Genomic DNA, 22172 nt, shown 5'->3' with positions numbered 1-22172 from the left:
CGTGGCGTTTTAGCGGGTATTTATGCTATGCGTATATGCCCGCTTTATTTATTTTTAAAAGACTTACCTATGACTCGCCAAACATACTTTATTGCCGATCTTCATTTAAGTGAAAACCGCCCTGATATTACCGCGGCATTTTTTCAATTTTTAGATGCCCACATTATTGATCAAGATGTCGATGCGCTTTATATCTTAGGTGACTTCTTTGAAGTGTGGGTAGGCGATGACTACGTGACTGAGCTTTCAACTGAGGTTGCAAAACATTTAAAAGCAGTGCGAGACAATGGCACACCGATTTATTTTGTTCACGGTAACCGTGATTTCATTATGCGCGATAAATACGCCAAACAAGCAGGCATGACTTTATTACCAGAGCAGGTGGTGATTGATTTATACGGCACGCCAACCGTTATTTTACATGGCGATGAAATGTGTACTCAAGATATTGAGTATCAAAAGTTTCGCAAGAAAGCTCGCGGTTGGTGGTGGCCTCGCCTCATGCTGGCTATGCCGCTGTGGTATCGTCGTAAAGTAGCGCAAAACGCCCGAGAAAAATCAAAGATGAACCAAGCTGGCAAAGCGTTAGAGATTTTAGATGTCACCGAGCAGGCGGTGCTTGATGTTTTTGCCAAACATCAAGTAACTAATATGATCCACGGACATACCCACAGACCCGATGTTCATCATTATCAAATTAATGATCAAACACTCACTCGCACAGTGCTTGGTGATTGGTATACGCAAGGCTCATACTTAGTGGTAACAGCTCAAGCACAAAATTTAATAAACGAGCCATTCGCACAAGCTTAAAATTTTGACTACCCTCTAGGTATTAATAGCTTTTAATGTTGGCCGCTATGATTAAACGTTGTTTTTTACTATTCTGGCTCTGTTTCACACACCATACTTACAGCCAAGAAGAGTGGCTTTTTGTCACTGAGCCCTTTCCACCTTACTTTGCTGAACAACTGCCACAGCAGGGTTTGTTAGCTGATCTCACCGTTACCGCATTAGCCAGTCAAAATATTACCGCAAGCATTGAGTTTACGACCTGGGCCCGAGCTATAAAGCTAGTTGAAAAAAATAAACGCACTGCAGTTTTAGGTGCTTACTTTAGCACTGAACGAGAGCAAATATTTCTCTACTCTCGACCATTAGCGCATTCGTTTACTGGTTTATTTAAGCGGAAAAACACTCATATAAGCTACGATGGTAGCTTAGCCTCATTAGAAGATTACAATATTAGTAAAGGCAGTGACTATATTGTTGGTGATGAGTTTAGTAAGCAACGCAATTTAACTACCACAGAAAGTAAAGATTTAGTTAGTAGTCTCAGGGTGCTTCAGCTTGGCCGTGTAGATTTGGTGGCCGGTACCAAGGAAGTCGGCGAGTACTGGCTAAAAAATCATTCTATTTTGCAATCCGATACAGCCGCTGAAATTGAGTACATAGAGCCACACTTAGCTTATCATCATCTTTACATTGTTTTTTCTAGATCTTCAGCAAACAGTGAACAACGCCTTTCGCAACTTGAATCAGGCCTAACGGCTATTATTAATAATGGCGAAGCTGCTAGTGTTTTACTCCGTCACGGTTTTTCAGAGGCGAAAACTGAGCAATACCTAGAGTTTTTAAAGCGTTGAGCATTATTTATATTGTGCATTGCTGCAAGGTGCACCTGAGTGGAACTTAAAATCGGTGTCTGGTGTAGCAATCAATTCAGCTTCAATATCGCCAAAAAACGTCACTCGCTCACTAATATCAAAACCAGCAATTTCTTGAGCAAGCGTTAGATAGTCTTGGAAATGGCGCGCCTCTGAGCGTAATAATGAGATATAAAAATCCCCCAAACGTTTATCTACATGGGGAGCAAGCTTTGCAAAACGTTCACACGAACGCGCCTCGATGTAAGCACCCACTATGAGCTTATCTACTAGTGCATCAGGCTCATAGGTTTTTACGTGGCGTAACATGCCTTTAGCGTAACGACATGGGGTAATACTTTGATACTCAATCCCATATTCGTCCATGATCTCTAATACTTGATAAAAATGGTGCAACTCTTCTTTGATCAGCATCACCATCTTATCAACCAAATCTTGCCCATAAGCGGAATCAGACTTGGGGATCACGGCTTTAGTCAGTCTATTTTTCGCCGCAAGATCGCGCCAATTCCCTTCCCGCTTATAAATAAGTGTTTCAAATGGCTTAAGCCACTCAAGCAAAGCATCACTACTGTCTTTATCAACGGCATATTTACGAATCAAAAACATTGCCGACTGCGCGGCCTTAAGCTCACAAATCAGATGATCAATTAAAATAACCGCGAGGTTTTCCTTTTTAACGGCTTCCTCAATCCATGCTTGAGGCGTTTCGCAAATAAGAAACTCATTAATTGGTTGTAAAAGTTGGCTGTATGGCACGAGTTAGGCTGCTCATTAAAATTAAATTCATAGAGCGATTATTTTACCACGAAACCATCGAGAGAATAAAACCAAGCTAAATTTTTTAATATTATTATGCCTATGTACTTTTCAGATTACTGTTGCTTGACAAGCCCCTATTACTGAACCATAACTTAATACAAGCTGTATAAAAATAAAACAGCGTCTACTTCCTTTTATGGGGCACACACTATGATACTAAACCATTTATGGGGCATCTATGCTCACCCACTCGAAGAGTGGCAAACAATTGATAACCGTCACGAAAGCTTAACTTATAGCCTTTCACATATTTTACTTATCGCGTTATTCCCTTCAGCAATGGGCTATTATTCGTCCGTTTATTTAGGCTGGAGCATCGGGGCTGGTAATCCAGTATTTTTAACTCATGATAGTGCAATATTAATTGCTGCAGCGATGTATGCGGCTTTAATTGTCGGTGTATTTGCACTGGCTTATTTAGCGCATTGGATGGCGGTGACATTTGGTGCTAAACCTACCTTTACCCAAACGTTAGAGCTTGCTGCTTACACCTCAACGCCGGTATTTATGTCAGCACTGGCGGCATTTTGGCCAGAGTTATGGTTTGTAGTTTGCGTAGGTATGGTTGCCTTAGCTTATTCAGTTTACTTATTGTATACGGGAGTGCCAATTTTAATGCATATACCACAGGAGCGCGGCTTCATTTATGCAAGTTCGGTGGTAACCTGTGGATTGATTTTGTTGGTGATTATTTTAGCGGTCACCGCCATATTGTGGACCAATGGTATTGTAAGTCCTAGCTTTACATAATACCAATCGGCTTAAATATTTAACCATTCTAGCGAGCTAAATAAAGCGCTAACTGTGTTATAAATTTCTCAAGTAGAACAACTACATGTCGAAATTTATGCCTTGTTATCACTCCATTTATCTGTCGCTATAAATGGTCAGTAACTTAACACGATTGGTATAATTCCTAGTTTCATGTTAGTAGCTGTAAAATGTAGTAAAAAGTAGTGTTATTATTTTCTTTCCTTCACAAAAAAGGAGCTTAATTTAGCTCCTTTTTTTATGTTTAGAGTTTAACGAATGCGTTAATCCGAACCATTTTCTTCTTGGTTATGTAACTCTAAACCAGAAGACATTGCACTTTCACGGCTACTTTTTGCTGAGTCATTGCGTAGTTGTTCAATGCGATTTAAATAATCTTGGTCAATGCCGCCGGTAATATACTGGCCGTCAAATACTGACGTTTCAAAGCGTGTGATCTCTGGGTTTTCTTGCGATACCGCAGCAATCAAATCAGGCAATGATTGAAAGATCAAACCATCAGCACCAATGCTTGCATTAATGTCTTCAACTTCGCGACCATGAGCAATCAACTCCGCAGCTGATGGCATATCTATACCATAAACATTCGGGAAGCGAATTTCTGGTGCAGCTGAAGCAAAATAAACATTTTTAGCGCCAGACTCACGGGCCATTTCAACGATTTGAGCAGAGGTAGTACCGCGTACAATTGAGTCATCCACTAATAATACGTTTTTACCTTTGAACTCGCGGTCAATCGCATTAAGCTTTTGACGCACTGACTTTTTACGCATTTCTTGGCCAGGCATGATAAACGTGCGACCAATGTAACGGTTTTTAACAAAGCCTTGACGATATGGTAAATCAAGTACGCGGGCAATTTCCAATGCGACATCGCATGATGTTTCAGGAATTGGAATAACCACATCAATGTCTTTATCAGCCCATTCACGTGCAATTTTTTCACCTAGTTTGGTACCCATATTAACGCGAGTCGCATACACAGACATACGGTCAATGTTTGAATCCGGACGTGCAAAATACACAAACTCGAAAATACACGGTGAGTAAGACGCTTTATCTGCACAGGCTTGTGAATAAAACTCACCTGCTTCAGTTACATAAATTGCTTCACCAGGGGCTACATCGCGAACAAACTCAAAGCCGTCGGTTTTAAGTGCCACACTTTCAGAGGCAAACATGTACTCAGTACCATGCGCAGTGTCACGCTTACCAAACACTAATGGACGAATGCCATTTGGATCACGAAACGCAACAATACCGTGACCAATAACCATCGCAATAGTTGCGTAACCACCTTGAACTTTATTGATAACTTCAGTAATGCCGTTAAAAATATCTTCAGGGTCAAGCTTTAATTTATTTGGTTTACTTAATTCATGCGCCATGATGTTAAGTAAAATTTCAGAATCTGACGTTGTGTTAACGTGGCGACGCGCTTCACAGAACAATTGCTCTTTAAGCTGCTCTGCATTAGTTAAGTTACCATTGTGTGCTAAAGCAATACCGAACGGTGAGTTAACATAAAACGGCTGTGCTTCTGACGAGCTAGATGAACCTGCTGTCGGGTAGCGTACATGACCGATACCAATAGTACCTTGTAAGCGCTTCATATGACGGGTGTGAAATACATCTTTCACTAAGCCATTCGCTTTACGTAAACTAAAGGTGTTGTTTTCAATGGTAATGATGCCCGCAGCATCTTGGCCACGGTGTTGCAAAACAGTTAAGCCATCATAAATCGCCTGGTTTACAGGAGATGTTCCGACTATTCCAACGATACCACACATGAAATTTTTCCTCGCCGATTAACGGTTGACCGAATTTAAAAAGCTTGAATTGTTTTCGAGGTATGAAAAAAACCACTCAACAACAAAGCCAAATTCTGGGATCAAAATAGAGTTACCCCACCAGTGCGTATTAGGCGCACCAGTAAAAGCATCAAGAAAGAAGAGTAACGCGCTCACGACCAACACGCCACGAAGTGCACCAAAGACAATGCCAAAGACACGGTCTGTACCAGATAGACCAGTACGATGTACCAGCTCACCTAGTAGGTAGTTTAACAATCCGCCTAACAATAGCGTCGCAAAGAATAATATGGCAATGGCCGCTGCATTTCTTAAAAGGGGTTCCGAAATACTGGTTAGGAAGGAAGCTAAATATTGGTAAAATAAACTAGAGATGATAAATGCCCCAGCCCACACGGCCAAAGACATTGCTTCTTTTATAAAGCCACGAATTAAACCGATAATAGTAGACAGTGCAATAATGCCAAGTATGGCGTAATCAACCCAGATCATATGAACCAACTAGTCGTTAATTTGGGGCGCATTCTATAAGAGGTCGGCGCTAAATACCAGATCATTTTGTTACTTCAAATTGGGTAACCTTACCATTGAGTTTAGTAAGCGCTTTTAATTCAGGGAGTTTGCTCTCAAGCTCTGCCTTATTAAGCGACGGACCCACAAAAACTTTGGTTAAAGTGCCATTGGGTGTTTTAACTGGGCGAGTAAAGGTTTTAAAGCCTTTATCGCTGAGTTTCGCCTGTAACGATTTAACATTAGCTGCATGAGAAAAACTTCCCAGCTGAATTACATAGGCCATTTTAGATAAATTTTCTTCTGGCTTACGTGCTGGCTCTGGTTGCTTCTCAACGGCTTGTGGTTTCTCTTTGGCTGCAACTTGACTAGTTGATGCTTCAACAACTTTCTGCTCAGCAGGCGTTGATTCTACAACGACCTCTGCAGCACTTGTGAGCTGTTCATCATCTGCTGCAATATCTTCCTCAACGTCTTCTTTTGGCTGCTGTGCGTTGGCCACTTGGTCATCTATCGCATCTTGGAGGTCGATAGTTTTGAACTCAGGACGTTCAGGAATGGCTTTAAAGCCCTCTTTGTAATGTACTTTTTCGCCATCGAGAATATTAGGAATAAACACGATAGCTGCAATCACCACAATACTTGTGCCGACTAAACGATTTATAAAGCCTGAGTTCACCAGATTCCTCTCTATTTTTTCCAATAATTAATGGCAGCTGCAACAGTAAAAAAGGAGCCAAATACAATCAGTATCGATTTATCATCTAATTGTGGCAATACCGTATCTAGCGCATCATCAACACTTTGATATTGCTCAATCGGCGCTGATGTTTGCACACTACCCATCGATTTAGCTAAGTTCTCTACTTTATCGCCACGAAAACAATTTAGCCCAGCTAAATACCAGGTATCGACTACTGAGTTTACTTCATTTAATACCGCAACTTTGTCTTTATCAGCCAGCATAGCGACTAACGCATGAACTTTAAAGCCTTGTTCTTGCAGGTGAGCTAACTTTTTAGCTAAATAACGTGCAGATTCAGGGTTGTGCGCCACGTCAGTATAGACCATAGGTTCACTGCTTAGTTGCTGAAAACGCCCTTCAACCACTAAATTAGTTAAACAATCGCGGATCACAGCCTCATCCGGTAATAAGTTTAACACCGCTAATGTGGTCAACGCTGTCGCCACGTTTTGACACGGAATAGCTGGTTTAGCTAATTCAAGCTGATGCCCTTGATATTGCCAACTAAACGTATCTTCATATTCTGCAAAAATAAACTGCTGGCCTGATAAATACATATCGGCATTAATCTCATGCCCGTAATCAGTCACTGTGTGCGGTATGTTTAAATCGCCAACAATAGCAGGGGTACCGGTGCGAAAGATGCCAGCTTTATCATAACCCACAAGCTCCCGCGTATCACCAAGGTATTCTTTATGATCTAAATCGATGGTGGTGATCACACTGGCAAATGGGGTAACGATGTTGGTTGCATCATAACGCCCGCCAAGCCCCACTTCTAACAACACATAATCAACACTGTGGCGTTTAAAAATCGCCAATGCACCTAAAGTGCCATATTCAAAATAAGTCAGTGGCGTGTCACCACGGCCCTGCTCGAGTAAATCAAAGGCATCAACATGAAATTGGTCATCAAGCTCTGCGCCATTTACGCGTACGCGTTCGTTGTAATGAATAAGATGAGGTGATGCATAGGTACCTACAGAATAACCTTGGGCAAGTAGCAGCATTTCTAAACAACGAGCTGTAGTACCTTTGCCATTGGTGCCACCGACGAGGATTATTTTGCTAGGTGTGTCGAGTAAGCCAATCGCATTTGCGACATGGGCAACGCGCTCTAGCCCCATAGCAATGTTTGCAGGGTGAACACTTTCTAAATAACAAAGCCAATCATCAAGGCTTGATGATTGGCTAGGAATGTTTTTGGTCATAGCGTGTAATCAGTAAAGCTGAAATTTACGCTACTCTATGCTCTTGTTCCGTAGAAGGCAAGTTCATAAATTTAGCCAGTATACGTGCAAGCGTATCACGCATTTCACGACGGTCGATGATCATATCGATAGCACCGTGCTCTAGTAGGAACTCACTGCGCTGGAAGCCTTCAGGTAAGGTTTCACGCACTGTTTGTTCAATAACACGCGGACCCGCAAAGCCAATTAAGGCTTTTGGCTCGGCAACGTTAATATCGCCTAGCATTGCTAATGATGCAGATACACCGCCCATGGTTGGGTCAGTCATTACTGAAATAAACGGTAAACCTTTTTCGCTCATTTTCGCAAGTGCAGCACTGGTTTTAGCCATTTGCATCAGTGACATAAGCGCTTCTTGCATACGTGCACCACCAGATGCTGAAAAACAAATCAGCGGCATATTATGCTCTAAACACTGATCAACCGCATCAACAAAGCGCGCGCCAACAACCGATGCCATTGACCCCCCCATAAATGAGAATTCAAAGGCAACAGCAGCAACAGGGATACCTTTTAAGCGCCCTTTCATCGCGACTAATGCGTCTTTTTCACCACTTGATTTTTGTGCAGCGGCAATACGGTCTGAGTATTTTTTTGAGTCTTTAAACTTTAAAATATCTTTTGGTTCGTGTTGTACACCAAGCTCTTGGCGATCATTATCATCCAAAAAATGTTCAAGACGTTTACGGCCACTCACACGCATGTGGTGATTGCATTTAGGGCATACGTTAAGTGATTTTTCTAATTCCGCTTTATATAAAATCGAATCACAATCTGTACATTTCGCCCAAACACCTTCAGGTATCTCTTTACGAGCCGAAGACTTTGTTGTTTTAGGTAGGATTTTTTCTAACCAACTCATTTGCAACTCTCTTAATACTATTCTGTGCTTTGCTGCGTTCCTGCCAAAAAATAATTAGCAGACAAATTTTTTCAATTAAAACATGAATTACACACTCACGGTATAAAAAACTGGTCTTAGTAGTGAAATGCCTGTGTAAATACGTTTAAATTATCGCCAATTAAACTCCAGTATCAGCTAAAAATAAAGGGCCTAGTGGTGTTGATGGAATTTCAAACTGCTCTGGATAATCTACATCCACTAAGTATAAACCTGCCGCCTTCGCTGTAGCGCTGGCTTTAGCGCGCTCTTTTAAATCAAGTAATTCTTTAAGCCACACTGGTTGCTGCTTATGTAAACCGATATCCATTAAGCAACCGGTGATATTACGTACCATATGGTGTAAAAATGCATTTGCTTTTATATCGATGACCACATAGTTACCTTGGCGCTCAACCGATAAATGATGAATGGTACGTGTCGCTGTATTCGCTTGGCAATGTAATGCGCGAAACGACGTAAAGTCATGTTCTCCAATTAAATACTGACATGCTTGTTGCATTTTAGTTTCATCAAGGGGGTGATGAAAATGTGTCACTCCCTCACTCAATATCGCCCCTCGAAAGGAGTTATTATAAATAACGTAGCGATAACGCCTTGCTGTAGCACTAAAGCGAGCATGAAAATTTTCATCCACCGGTTTTGCGTAGCGAATAGCAATATCTTTCGGTAGCAAAGTGTTCATACCCATAGTAAATGCCACCATATCGCGCTCAGCGTGCGTATCAAAATGCACAACTTGGCCAGTACCATGGACACCCGCATCTGTACGCCCCGCACAAACAATTTCAACCGGGTGATTACAAATACGCGAAAGCGCGGTTTCTACTTCTTGTTGTACACTATTAACGTGTGATTGACGCTGCCAACCACTGTATCGGGCGCCGTTGTATTCAACTCCAAGTGCTACTCGCATAATGACTGCTTTACCTACTGTGCTAAAGGACGGGCATTTTATGCTATATGCCAATCTAATAAAAGTAACTCACTACAAATAAGCACCTCGAGACTTATTTATACTGGTAAGACTAAATAAGAAAGGGATATAAACTTACGTTTATATCCCTTTCTTAAAATTAAAATAGTATTAAACTATTTTAGCTTTTAAACCCAGCGCTTCTTCTTGCACCTCTTCAGGACCATTGGCAATAACCTCTTCAATAGCATCTAGCGCTGAGTCCATATCACCTATTTCAATGTAAGCACGGGCTAAGTCGAGTTTAGCTGAAAAACCACCACTTTCTAAATCAACATCTGTTGGGTTATCGCCCGCTAATAAAGCGTCAAACTCACTCAAACCAACATCCATATTTACATCATCGTAAGGTTCATGATCTAAACTTGCATCGTCACTTTGTTCAAGCAATGAATCAATATCTACAAAATCATCTTTGAGCTCGTCACTGTTGTTAGGTGCAGTTATTTCTTCATCTACTTGCTCCGCCAAGCCCATATCATCAGTTGCAGAGAATGCTTCAAGTTCCGCAAGATCTTCACTAAGCAGTGCATTAAAATCAACGTCGAAATCACTGCTCTCATCAATATCTAACGGCTCTGGTTCAGCCAACTCACTTAATAACGCATCAAAATCTGTTTGCGTAAGATCAGCCATAAAGTCATCATCAAGCTGGTCGTCTGATAGATCATTTTGTTGTGCATCTAAGTTACTATCAAGCGCTGGCGGTTGCTCAAACGGCTCGTCAAGTTCGACGGCCAAATCATCTTCATCATCTGTTACTTGCTCAGCACTGTGATTTTCATTATCTAACAGTGTCTCATCTGCAGCGTCCGTCTCAGCTTCTTTAACATCGTCATTAGTCGTGAGAGTATCGTTAAGCTGCGGCTCTTCACTTAATGGTTCATCTTCAGCAAGTAACTCATCTTCGATTAATAACTCATCGTCAAAATCTTGTTCTAAACTATCTAAGTCTTGCCCTGTCGCCATTGCATCAGCCAAATCTTGCTCTGCTTGACTAAGTTGCAGCTCAGGCGAATCGGCATTAGCTTCATCATCGCGTGCCTCGTTATCCTCAGCTTCTTCATCATCAAGTTCAAGTTCTGGATAGTCATCAAGCTCTACACTCGGCGTCACAGCATCTGCGCTCAGCGGCTCATCTTCTAATGCTAGATCAAATTCATCATCAAGTTCTTCATCTGCAAGGGGGTCATCCCCCAAGTCAATTTCAACTTCCTCAATTTCATCGTCAAGTTCATCAACATCAGACCATTGTGGTGGTTCAACGTAATCATCTTCTTGCTGTAATTCATTAAGTAAATCATCAACACTTTTGAGTGAAGGATCGTCATACTCATCTAATAGATCGTCTTCGTCGAGCAAATCGTCACTTGATTCTTCACTTGTTTGTGAGAATAAATCATCATCTGTACTTGTAGGTTCTGATCCAGCGTCTGATTCATCAACTAGACTTGAAGCTATCGATTCAGCTTCTTCAATATCAAGTTCATCTTCTACATTCGATAATTCTTCCATCGAGTCAGAAAGTGCTTCATCAAGCTGCGTGTTATGCGCTTCATCCGTTAAACTTTCAATATCACCTAACTCATCCTCTGTTTCGGTAGGATCTATGCCGAGTTCAGGCTCAGATTTAGCATCTGTCGGCTGATCTAATAAACTATCAATATCACCAAAATCAAATTCATCATCTTCTTCAGCTGGCTCTGGCTTAACGTCTTCAGCAGCAGTTTCATCAAGCAGACTGTCGATATCATCTATATCCAGTTCATCATCTTCTACAGCTGGCTCTGTCTTAACGTCTTCAGCAGCAGTTTCATCAAGCAGACTGTCGATATCATCTACATCCAGTTCGTCATCTTCTACAACTGCCTCTGGCTTAACGACTTCAGCAGCAGTTTCATCAAGCAGACTGTCGATATCATCTATATCAAGTTCATCATCTTCTACAGCTGGCTCTGTCTTAACGTCTTCAGCAGCAGTTTCATCAAGCAGACTGTCGATATCATCTACATCCAGTTCGTCATCTTCTACAACTGGCTCTGGCTTAACGACTTCAGCAGCAGTTTCATCAAGTAGACTGTCGATATCATCTATATCCAGTTCATCATCTTCTACAGCTGGCTCTGGCTTAACGTCTTCAGCAGCAGTTTCATCAAGCAGACTGTCGATATCATCTACATCCAGTTCATCATCTTCTACAGCTGGCTCTGGCTTAACGTCTTCAGCAGCAGTTTCATCAAGCAGACTGTCGATATCATCTATATCAAGTTCATCATCTTCTACAGCTGGCTCTGGCTTAACGTCTTCAGCAGCAGTCTCATCAATCAGACTATCGATATCGTCTAAATCAAATTCATCGTCTTCTTCAACTGGCTCTGGCTTAACGTCTTCAGCAGCAGTTTCATCAAGTAGACTGTCGATATCATCTAAATCAAATTCATCGTCTTCTTCAACTGGCTCTGGCTTAACGTCTTCAGCAGCAGTCTCATCAATCAGACTATCGATATCATCTAAATCAAATTCATCGTCTTCTTCAACTGGCTCTGGCTTAACGTCTTCAGCAGCAGTCTCATCAATCAGACTATCGATATCATCTAAATCAAATTCATCGTCTTCTTCAACTAATTCAGGCTCAGCTTTGCTAGTGTCACTCGCTGCTTCATCAATCAGACCATCAATGTCGTCTAAATCAAATTCATCGTCTTCTGAGGCAAGTTCAGGCTCTGCGGGTTTATTACTGCTTTGCTCATCAATCAATGCATCAATATCAAAATCATCATCGGCCAATTCTTCACTCAATGCTGCTAAATCATCATCTGAATCAAGCGAGTCATCGGCTTCAGCCGTTGCAGGCTGTTCAACGTCATTGGCAAATAAGTCGTCTAGATCAGCAGCACTTAAGATATCACCGTCGTCAGCATCAGCTTTCATATCTAAGTCGATATCATCGCCTAAACTATCATCATCTGCTTTGTCAAAATCTTGCTGCATGAAAATATCGAGCTCATCATCTTGCTCTTTATGTTCATCATCGAAGACGATGTCATCACTCAGTAGACCATTTAGTTCATCTTGATTTAATAAACTGTCGCCATCTTCAAATTCATCATCGATATTATCATCAAAAATAATGTCATCGTCGTCCGGTAAAATATCCTTGTCATCATCGTCCAACTGCACACTTAAGTCATCAATATCACCAGGAACTGGATCTGGAATAATTGGATCAAGTGAAGGGCCTAAGTCGATATCTTCATCGGCGGTATAACTTGGGCTTTGTGGTAAAAACTCATCATCATCAACATCTTCATCTTGTTTGTTATTACGCTTACGCAAAAACATCACGATTGCAAAGATGACCAACAATGCCGGTATGGTCATTAACAGAATGAGAACTAGCGGATTGGCTAATAGTCCAGCAAAATCAAATTCGCTAGTCTCTTCGAGCTTTTTTGCATTTTGTTGCTCTATAATTTCGTTTTGTTTGGTTATTAATTCTTTCAGTTGTCGTTGAATTTCGCTGTCTTGACCAAGCTGTTCACGAATGTTTTCAAGTTCTTTAGAAACACCTGTAAGCTGTTGCTTTAATTTGTTATTTTCAACTAATATTTCTTCAACATTATTCACAGATGATTTGAACTGTTTTTGTAGCTCAACCAGTTGCGTGCCTTGCTGCGTTTTTATGCTGTTGATTTCTTGTTTTAATTCTTGCTTTGCCTCATCAACACCCACTTTACGCGCTTGGGTGACTTTCTTTTGTGATGCGTTGATCTCACTTTTCGTTAACGTGCCGTTTTTCTTTTTTTCCCACAATTCATCATCTTGCTCAGAGCGCTGCTTAGCAAGTTCAGGGCTTACACCTTGAATTTCAGTTAAGGTTGGGATTTTTAGATACGCGCCATCGCGCATATGATTAAGGTTTTGATCTAAAAAAGATTGAGGATTTTTTTCATACAAAGCCTGCATAACTTGATAAATACTGACCGAGTTATCTGGTCGTATTTTTGCTGCAATACGCCATAATGTATCAGTTGGCTTTATTGGCCCAATTGAACGCCCTTGAACGCCATAATCGACACCCTTAGGCCCTTTTAATTGAGCTCCGTCTTGGGAGTATATCGGTGTTACCACCAATGCAGACGCTAATAAGAAGAGTGAAGCTAAACCGCGCATGCTGATCCTTTAATGTTTAAATGTTAACGCAGCACCTTGTAATTAGGCGCTTAAACATTGATTATTTCTTACAGAAATAACTTACATAAATAGTTAATTGAGTTTTTCTTGCAAGCTCTATTCCAGTTGCTGACTATAAACCAGTTGCGTCCTAATATCCATCGCAACACTTTGATACGTAATAGCTTAAACTTTATCAGCTGAAAGAGTTTGTTTTCGTTAAGATTAAGTTTATACGCTTTTAGCGGCTATGCGGCAATTATTTGGCAGCTAAAAAAGAAAAAAGCGGCAAAAAGCCGCTTTTTTACTTATAAATTAAAGGTAGTTAGCTATTAGCTCTTCAGCTATTTGCACACTATTGGTTGCAGCACCTTTGCGGGTGTTATCGCTCACAACCCACATATTTAAGCCATGGGGATGAGAAATATCTTGGCGTAAACGACCCACATACACAGTATCGTTACCACTGGCATCAGAAACCGGTGTAGGGTAATCGCCTTCATCATCAATTAATTCAAGGCCAGGTGCATCGTTAAGTAATTGCTTAACGTGTTCAAAGTCATACGGCATTCTGGTTTCGATATTAATCGCTTCAGAGTGACCAAAAAAGACCGGCACACGAACACATGTAGGATTAACAGCGATTGTTGTGTCACCTAAAATTTTATGAGTTTCGTTAACCATTTTCATTTCTTCGCGAGTGTAGCCATTATCTTCAAAAGCATCTATTTGCGGAATAACATTAAACGCCATTTGCTTTGGAAATAGTTCGCTATCGATTGGACGAGCATTCATTAAGTTAGCCGTTTGTTTAGCTAGCTCATCAACGGCTTGCTTGCCCGCACCAGAGACTGCTTGATACGTTGACACATTGATACGATCAATCCCATACGCATCATAAATTGGTTTTAACGCCACCATCATTTGAATGGTTGAGCAATTTGGATTGGCAATAATATTGCGGTTTCTAAAATCAGCAAGGCTTGCAGCGTTAACCTCAGGCACCACTAATGGCACTTCAAAATCGTTTCGAAAATGTGAGGTGTTATCAATTACGATACAACCCGCATCAGCTGCAATAGGCGCGTATTGCTCTGATACACTGCCACCGGCTGAAAACAAGCCAATATGGGCTTGGCTAAAATCAAATCCTGCAACGTCTTGTACTTCGATGGTTTCACCACGAAATTTAATATCTTCACCCGCACTTCGGCTACTTGCCAATAAAAATAATTGATCAACTGGAAATTTACGATCTTCTAACGTTTCAATAATTTGGCGGCCAACAAGGCCTGTTGCGCCAAGTACGACAACATTATATTTTTGTGACATGTGTATTCCTCGTTTAACAACCGCCCTTATGGCCGCTGTTTAAAATTAGATTATTCGGTTACGAAACCAAGCCCTGATAGCAGTGCTTTATTATGTTTCGCGCCAGTGATGTTTACAGTGCTAAATTCACGACGGATCGGGTAGTTTTTGCGTAAACTATCAAAGCCGTCTGTTGCTAAATTACGGCGTAAAATACCATCATCACGACGCACATCATAAACAAGATGGAGCAATTGCCCCAAGTCAGCAACACTGAAGGTTTCTTGTAAAGTGACGTGGGTAATGGCAGGTACTGGTAAAAAATCAGCTAACGTTTTATCTGCTTGTACGTCTTTAAGCTCACACAGTTTTTGATAGAGCATTTGCGTGCCGCGAGCTTTACCCTCAAGGGTATGCCCAGCAATATGCACACTGGCAAAACGCACATAATCGAGTAGTTCAGTCAGGATGTTCGGCTCGTTTTCCCATACATCTAGCACTAAATCTAATTGAGCGCCGTTCTGCATCACTTCTAACAACCCCTGATTATCAATGACATCGCCACGACTGGCATTGATCACGATAGTGCCTGACTTAAGTGCAGCTAGACGAGCTTTATCCATTAAATGTAACGTTTTGTGCTTGCCAGTAGTGACCAGTGGCACATGAAAAGTAACTATATCTGCTTTAGCGAGTAACTCATCTATATCAATATGCTCTGCTAGTTGCCCAGCTTCATGCTTGGGTGGGTCACACAGCAGCACGGTTACGTCAAGTGCTGCGAGTTTTTCTCGTAAACAACTGCCTATACTACCAACACCGACAATCCCGATGGTTTTACCCTGCACACTAATGGCATTTTCTTGGCTCAGTGCAAACAAGCTACTGATCACGTACTCAGCAACCGCAACAGCATTACAACCTGGAGCACTGGAGAAAGTGATACCGCGTTGATTAAGTAAATCCGTGTCAATGTGGTCGATGCCAATGGTCGCCGTACCGACGAACTGTAATTTATTTGCGTGGCTTAACAGTGCCTCGCTCACTTGCGTGACTGAACGCGTTAATAATACATCAACATCTATTAGCTGTTCACTTTGCAATGTACGACCGTCAAAACGCGTTACTTCACCAAAATCAGCAAAGTATTGCTCAACGAGTGGCATGTTTTGATCCGCAAGAATTTTCATTAACAAGTCCAGTTGGCACGAAGAGCCGCTATTGTAACGAACATAGGCCAGTTTTGAAAACGAAAAAGCCGAGCAAGTTGCTCGGCTTCTAAACTAATTAGCTTGAACCAAATTAGCCTTTATATTTACTCATTACTAATGTGGCGTTAGTGCCACCAAAACCAAAGCTGTTAGACATAACAGTATTTAGCTCAACGTCTTTACGCTCAGTGATGATGTTTAAGCCTGCAGCTTGCTCATCTAACTCATCAATATTAATTGAAGGCGCAACAAAGTTGTGCTCTAACATAAGTAACGAGAAAATAGCTTCATGAACACCAGCCGCACCAAGTGCATGGCCTGTCATTGCTTTTGTTGCGCTGATCATTGGTGACTTACCACCAAATACTTCTTGAATCGCGCCAAGCTCTTTAACATCACCAACCGGTGTAGATGTGCCATGAGTATTTAAGTAATCAATGCTGTCAATGCCTTGCATTGCTTGACGCATACAACGTGCAGCACCTTCGCCAGAAGGAGCAACCATGTCATAACCATCAGAAGTCGCGCCGTAGCCAACTATTTCAGCATAAATGTGCGCACCACGTGCAAGGGCATGCTCAAGTTCTTCAACCACTACAATACCGCCACCGCCTGAGATAACAAAACCATCGCGGTTAGCATCGTAAGTACGAGATGCTTTTTCTGGCGTTTCATTGTACTTAGTAGAAAGTGCACCCATGGCGTCAAATTCCATTGCTAAAGTCCAATGTAGCTCTTCACCACCACCGGCAAAAACAACGTCTTGTTTACCTAATTGGATTTGTTCTACTGCGTTGCCAATACAGTGTGCAGAGGTTGCACAGGCTGAACTGATTGAATAGTTAACGCCTTTAATTTTAAACGGTGTTGCTAAACACGCAGACGTTGTGCTGGCCATAGTACGTGGCACCATATAAGGACCAACACGTTTTACGCCTTTTTCACGTAAAATGTCAGCGGCTTCTACTTGCCATTTAGATGAACCACCACCGGAACCCACAATGATCCCCGTACGCTCATTTGATACTTGCTCATCAGACAACCCTGAATCTGCGATAGCTTCAGCCATAGAGATATATGAATAAGCTGCGGCATCGCCCATAAAGCGCATTGCTTTACGATCAACAAACTCTTTAACGTCAATATCAATTTTGCCCGATACGTTACTACGTAACTTATATTCAGCAAATTCTGGGTTAAAAGCGATACCACTCTTACCAGTTTTTAACGATTCTAATACTTCTTCTTTGTTGTTACCGATGCTTGATACAACACCGATGCCCGTAATAACGGCTCTTCTCATGGGTAATTACCTTAGCTTGATACTAAATTGTATTCTATTTTACGCTGAAACTTACGACAAAGTGGTCAGCTTTCTAGCGTACACTTGTACTCTGAACCTCTAGCTTATAAATAACGCCAGACTATTTCAAAGAAAACACGTAAAATAATGAAAAAAAGTACTCATTTATTGCATGCCATGATCAAAAACGCTGAAATCCACTTTAATAACTTAGGTACACCCGTCGCAGACAATTTTAACGATGTCTATTTTTCAAACGATGATGGCCTGTCTGAGTCCGATTATGTCTTTTATCAACAAAATAATATGCCGTATCGGTTACAAAATCATGACCAAACTCATTTTGTTATTGCAGAAACAGGTTTTGGTACTGGACTTAATTTTTTAAATACCTGGCAGCAATTTAAAAATCATTTAACCAATAGGCAGCATCCTAATCGAGAAGTTCACAATTTAGAACAACAAAACGTGAAACGCTTACATTTTATTTCCTTTGAAAAGTACCCGATTAAAGCGACAGAGCTAAAAAAAGCCTTGCAAGTGTGGCCAACTTTAGCCCCTTTAACTGACCAGTTATTAAAAAAATATCCGATAAACCTCGCTGGCTGCCATCGTCTTGAATTTGATAATGGCCAGATTATTCTCGATTTACATTTTGGTGATGTACAAGAATCGATTGCAACAATGAGTAGCCCTGCGCAGGGGCTTATCGATGCGTGGTATCTTGATGGTTTTGCACCGAGTAAAAACCCCGAAATGTGGCAACAATCACTATTTAACGCAATGGTGAATCTTTCTCGCACTAGTGCAACCTTTGCCACCTTCACAGCAGCAGGTTTTGTCCGCAGAGGGCTTGCAGAGGCCGGATTTACAGTACAAAAAGTAAAAGGCCACGGTAATAAAAGAGAAATGCTAACTGGTTATTTAACACAAGCTAATGATGCACACTCTACGCCAGCTTACTTTGCTCATCAGCCAAGTGCATTAAGCAATGTCGCGGTTATTGGCGGGGGAATTGCCAGTAGCGCGGTTATATATAGCTTAGCCAAGCGCGGTATCGGCGCTCAGTTATTTTGCCAAGACTCGCAACTTGCAATGGGCGCATCACATAATGTGCAGGGCGCAGTTTACCCACACTTACAAGCCAAGAATTCACCGCACAGTGAACTATTTGCACATAGCTTTTTATATGCAAAGCGACTTTATCAGCAACTTACTGAGAATGGCTTTCACTATGATCACCAATGGTGTGGGGTCCTGCAGCATGCAGTAAAACAACCCCTGGCCGAACGTCATCAAAATATTGAAAACAAACAGCTGTGGCCAACTGAGCTCATGCACAGCGTAACGCCAGAGCAAGGTGATGAAATTGCCGGTGTATGCACAGGCTATTCTGGTGTGTACTTTCCACTGGGTGGTTGGGTAAATCCCCCTCAATTAGTGAATGCGCTGTTTCAACAAGCTCAAGCGCTTACTGCTATTCAGAGCCATTTTAATTGTGACATCGAAGCACTAGAGAAAACCTCACAAGGTTGGTTACTAAAAAGTCACGGACAACTATTTGGCCCATTTAGTGATGTTATTATTTGCGCGGGTGAGCACAGCGATCGCTTTGCACAAACTCAGTCTTTGCCGATTGTTGGCGTGCGTGGTCAAGTGTCTCATGTGCAAGCAAGCGCAGCATCACGCCAGCTAAAAACAGTGTTATGCCATAAAGGTTATTTTACTCCCGCATACTTAGACCACCATTGCATGGGCGCAACGTTCGAGAAAAATTCAAAAAGCAGAGCGGTCACCGAGCAAGACAACCAAACTAACCGAGAGCAACTACTGAACTTTTATGGGCAAACCGAGTTTGCAACTAGCTTAGGAAAAGTCACTGCAGCCAAAGCCGCGGTACGGTGCAGTTTTATTGATCATCTGCCAATGGCGGGGGAATGGGCGCAGCAAAGTGATTATATACAAGCATTTGCCAATTTACGTTTGGGTAAACGTTACCAATATCAAGCCTTACAAAAACCGCAGCAAGGTTTGCACCTTTTAACCGGGTTTGGTGCTCGCGGCTTATGCAGCGCGCCTTTGTGTGCGGAACATTTAATTGCTGCACTTAACGATGAACCACTGCCATTAAGTGAGCGAGTAAGCCAAGCAATCCACCCTGCTCGTTTTATTGTTCGCGATTTAATCCGTAATAAAATTTAACTTAACAAACATAGCGTGTCGGAACTCAAAAAATAATAACAGCTTGACGACGAAGTGGCTTGAATACGTATGCATAAAACAAACTGTTGAGCTTATAACAAAAGCGTCGTAGTTTATTATTAACACAATAATAACAACACGGCCTTTATGCGCTATTTACTCTATATATTGATATTCTTCGGCAGTCACTATTGCAACGCCGCCGCAATCAAATTACAAAGTTATTCTGGTGATACTTCGTTACCGCACAAGCTATTACTAACCGCATTAGCAAGGCAAAACCTTACCTATATCCATCCTTATGAAAGTGATAAAGACATTTCAAATGCGCGTATTTTAAATGATGTAAAAAATGGTCAGTTAGATGTGATGTGGAGTATGACCTCCCAACAACTTGAGCAAGACTATCAAGCTATTTATATTCCGCTATTTAGAGGCTTGCTTGGCATGCGGGTCGCCATTGTCACCCAGCAAAATCGCGATATATTTAAACATGTAACCCAACTTTCTGAACTTAAAGAATTTTCTGCCGGACAAGGGAAAACTTGGCCCGATACACAAATTTTAAAAGCCAATGGTTTAGAGGTACTTACCACGCTTAAATACCCTAACCTTTTCCCTATGCTTGAAGGTAATCGTTTTGACTACTTTCCTCGTGGTGTCAACGAACCATGGGATGAAATAGCCACTCATCAAGAATTAAATCTGACCGTTGACCCCTATATTTTATTAAAGTACACCGCACCGCTATATTTTTTTGTTGCGAAAGATAACCACACTCTCGCTAACCAGCTTAGTAACGCATTACAAGCGATGATTGCCGATGGTACTTTTTCCAGTATGTTTTTTGACGACAGCCAAGTGCAAATGGTACTAGCTAAAGCAAACTTAGCAGCGCGCACAGTGATCCCATTAGAAAATCCTAGTTTGTCATCAGACACGCCGCTATCACAGCCTTCTCTGTGGTTTGATCCACTTAACGAAAGCAGCAACACACCATGAAATCATTACAAAGAAAAATAATCACCGCGCTGAGTATATGTTTACTTGTTACTTTTAGTTTTGTAATTGGGGCTAATTACATGTTGCTAAAGAATGATGAAACACAGCAATGGCACAACAATATTGATGCGATAAAACAGCAATTAACGGTTATTTTAGCTGAGCCGGTATTTTCCTATGATAAACCCCTGATAGCACAAATATTGCACGCTTTTGCCAAAAACTCAGATATTCAACAGCTCACTGTTATTGATCATCGAGGTATTGAACTCGGACGACTCGATAAACCCAGTACTGCAACGGAGCAATTGCTCAAACAACACATCGCACTGACATTTTCAGAGCAACAAATTGGCACGATTCATATTAGCTTTAGCCAAGATCAATTAAATAACAGCATCAACAAAGCATTAAGTACCATGGTTATCACTCTTGCCATTTCATTTGCTTTGTTAGGCATTATTATTCTTAGCGTATGCCGCATACTGATCATTAAACCGATTGTCAGCGTTAATCAATTGGTGGATGAACTTGCCCGTGGCTCTGGCGATTTAACTCAACGTATCAACTATCAATCAAGTGACGAAATAGGACATTTAGTCGCAGGGTTTAATCGCTTTATTAATGAGGTTCAACAGATCATCGCCAGTCTTGGCCAAACAGCCACTGAGCTTGAAGTGATTGCCGCAGCAGTCAACGAAGCAACAGTGCGATCTAAACATGAAGCCGAGCAAGAATACCAATTAACCGATGCCGCTACCTTGTCACTCAGCCAATTAACATCTGCCACCAAGGAGATTGCACTTGGCGCGACGCAAACAGCAGAGCAAACAGTACAAGTACAAGGACTCTGCCAAGACGGTGAGCTATCGATGGGTAATAACAGCAGCTTGATAAGCGATCTTGAAAATCAATTAGATCATACTTCAACAGTGGTAGAGCAACTTGATAGTCGCAGCAGCGAGATAAGCCAAGTACTTGATGTAATTAAAAGTATAGCCGAACAAACTAACTTACTGGCGCTTAACGCTGCCATTGAAGCCGCTCGGGCGGGAGAGTCTGGTCGTGGCTTTGCTGTGGTGGCTGATGAAGTTCGCGCACTTGCAAGCAAAACCTATCATTCCACATCTGAAATCGAAAACATTATTACTGCACTGCAAACCAACGCCAGTGAATGTGTTGCTGCTACACAAAAAAGTAAACATGTAAGTAATCAAGTGACGACTGCAAACCAACAAAGCCAGCGCATTTTTCATAACATTGCGCAGCAAGTTGATGAAATTAATCTGATGAATGAACGCATTGCGGCAAGCTCAGAAGAGCAAACGTTTGTTACACAAGGAATATTAGTCACTATGGAAAAAATCAATCATGGCGCAAAATCGCTTGCCCAAGAAGCTGAGCACCTCGACGATACGATAAAGCAACTCAATGATCTTGAACAAGGGATTGTCGCAAAACTGGGGTTATTTAAATACTAAATTTCATAATGGCATTTAAAATGAAACTGATATCAC

At 41.5% G+C, this 22172-nt stretch carries 17 protein-coding genes; 6 read left to right on the top strand and 11 right to left on the bottom strand.

Going from position 1 to position 22172, the window contains the following annotated elements; all coding sequences use genetic code 11:
- The first annotated feature begins 69 nt into the window (after positions 1–69).
- Together NDQ71_RS17575 and NDQ71_RS17570 are read left to right on the top strand one after the other, a co-directional pair.
- A complete protein-coding gene (locus tag NDQ71_RS17575) occupies positions 70–813 on the top strand; it encodes a UDP-2,3-diacylglucosamine diphosphatase (protein ID WP_301561949.1) in 744 nt (247 codons plus the stop codon).
- Between the two features lie 47 nt (positions 814–860).
- Positions 861–1646 (top strand): ABC transporter substrate-binding protein, encoded by a 786-nt coding sequence (locus tag NDQ71_RS17570; protein ID WP_301561948.1) that lies wholly within the window; start codon positions 861–863, stop codon positions 1644–1646.
- A gap of 3 nt (positions 1647–1649) precedes the next feature.
- On the opposite strand, the gene miaE is transcribed toward NDQ71_RS17570, so the two are convergent.
- Entirely contained in the window at positions 1650–2426 is a 777-nt protein-coding gene (miaE, locus tag NDQ71_RS17565; RefSeq protein ID WP_283710986.1) for a tRNA isopentenyl-2-thiomethyl-A-37 hydroxylase MiaE, read from the bottom strand.
- Between the two features lie 213 nt (positions 2427–2639).
- Here miaE and NDQ71_RS17560 point away from each other — a divergent pair, with 213 nt between their 5' ends.
- The gene (locus tag NDQ71_RS17560) at positions 2640–3239 is read left to right on the top strand and encodes a Yip1 family protein (protein WP_301561947.1); all 600 of its coding nucleotides are present in this window, start codon (positions 2640–2642) and stop codon (positions 3237–3239) included.
- A 284-nt stretch (positions 3240–3523) separates the two neighbouring features.
- On the opposite strand, the gene purF is transcribed toward NDQ71_RS17560, so the two are convergent.
- From purF to fabB, 10 genes are all read right to left on the bottom strand, one after another.
- Complete coding sequence (gene purF / locus NDQ71_RS17555; RefSeq protein ID WP_064665892.1) at positions 3524–5050, bottom strand: amidophosphoribosyltransferase; 1527 nt, start codon at positions 5048–5050, stop codon at positions 3524–3526.
- 18 nt (positions 5051–5068) lie between these two features.
- Positions 5069–5563, bottom strand: coding sequence for a CvpA family protein (locus NDQ71_RS17550; RefSeq protein ID WP_016710222.1), 495 nt, complete (start codon positions 5561–5563; stop codon positions 5069–5071).
- A gap of 61 nt (positions 5564–5624) precedes the next feature.
- Positions 5625–6260 (bottom strand): SPOR domain-containing protein, encoded by a 636-nt coding sequence (locus tag NDQ71_RS17545; protein WP_064665891.1) that lies wholly within the window; start codon positions 6258–6260, stop codon positions 5625–5627.
- An 11-nt stretch (positions 6261–6271) separates the two neighbouring features.
- Positions 6272–7537: a bifunctional tetrahydrofolate synthase/dihydrofolate synthase gene (folC, locus tag NDQ71_RS17540; RefSeq protein WP_283710988.1), complete on the bottom strand. Its 1266-nt coding sequence runs from the start codon at positions 7535–7537 to the stop codon at positions 6272–6274.
- Positions 7538–7562: 25 nt separating this feature from the next.
- Positions 7563–8438 (bottom strand): acetyl-CoA carboxylase, carboxyltransferase subunit beta, encoded by an 876-nt coding sequence (accD, locus tag NDQ71_RS17535; protein WP_064665889.1) that lies wholly within the window; start codon positions 8436–8438, stop codon positions 7563–7565.
- A gap of 160 nt (positions 8439–8598) precedes the next feature.
- Complete coding sequence (gene truA / locus NDQ71_RS17530) at positions 8599–9393, bottom strand: tRNA pseudouridine(38-40) synthase TruA (protein ID WP_064665888.1); 795 nt, start codon at positions 9391–9393, stop codon at positions 8599–8601.
- A gap of 171 nt (positions 9394–9564) precedes the next feature.
- Positions 9565–13626: a FimV/HubP family polar landmark protein gene (locus tag NDQ71_RS17525; protein WP_301561946.1), complete on the bottom strand. Its 4062-nt coding sequence runs from the start codon at positions 13624–13626 to the stop codon at positions 9565–9567.
- Positions 13627–13941: 315 nt separating this feature from the next.
- Entirely contained in the window at positions 13942–14958 is a 1017-nt protein-coding gene (locus NDQ71_RS17520; protein WP_064665886.1) for an aspartate-semialdehyde dehydrogenase, read from the bottom strand.
- A 50-nt stretch (positions 14959–15008) separates the two neighbouring features.
- Positions 15009–16127 (bottom strand): 4-phosphoerythronate dehydrogenase, encoded by a 1119-nt coding sequence (locus tag NDQ71_RS17515; protein ID WP_301561945.1) that lies wholly within the window; start codon positions 16125–16127, stop codon positions 15009–15011.
- A gap of 112 nt (positions 16128–16239) precedes the next feature.
- Positions 16240–17451, bottom strand: a complete 1212-nt coding sequence (gene fabB / locus NDQ71_RS17510; protein WP_301561944.1) for a beta-ketoacyl-ACP synthase I — start codon at positions 17449–17451, stop codon at positions 16240–16242.
- A gap of 177 nt (positions 17452–17628) precedes the next feature.
- Between fabB and mnmC the strand changes: the two genes are divergently transcribed.
- From mnmC to NDQ71_RS17495, 3 genes are all read left to right on the top strand, one after another.
- Positions 17629–19653, top strand: a complete 2025-nt coding sequence (gene mnmC, locus NDQ71_RS17505) for a bifunctional tRNA (5-methylaminomethyl-2-thiouridine)(34)-methyltransferase MnmD/FAD-dependent 5-carboxymethylaminomethyl-2-thiouridine(34) oxidoreductase MnmC (protein WP_283711219.1) — start codon at positions 17629–17631, stop codon at positions 19651–19653.
- Positions 19654–19800: 147 nt separating this feature from the next.
- The gene (locus NDQ71_RS17500; protein ID WP_192542704.1) at positions 19801–20655 is read left to right on the top strand and encodes a transporter substrate-binding domain-containing protein; all 855 of its coding nucleotides are present in this window, start codon (positions 19801–19803) and stop codon (positions 20653–20655) included.
- Positions 20652–22136, top strand: coding sequence for a methyl-accepting chemotaxis protein (locus NDQ71_RS17495; protein ID WP_192542705.1), 1485 nt, complete (start codon positions 20652–20654; stop codon positions 22134–22136). The genes NDQ71_RS17500 and NDQ71_RS17495 overlap by 4 nt, the downstream gene beginning before the upstream one ends.
- The last annotated feature ends 36 nt before the right edge of the window (positions 22137–22172 follow it).

The sequence above is a fragment of the Pseudoalteromonas sp. KG3 genome (assembly GCF_030436385.1).
GTDB lineage: Bacteria > Pseudomonadota > Gammaproteobacteria > Enterobacterales > Alteromonadaceae > Pseudoalteromonas > Pseudoalteromonas prydzensis.
The sequence above is the reverse complement of the archived record's forward strand: the minus strand, read 5'-3'. Positions and strand labels throughout refer to the sequence as shown.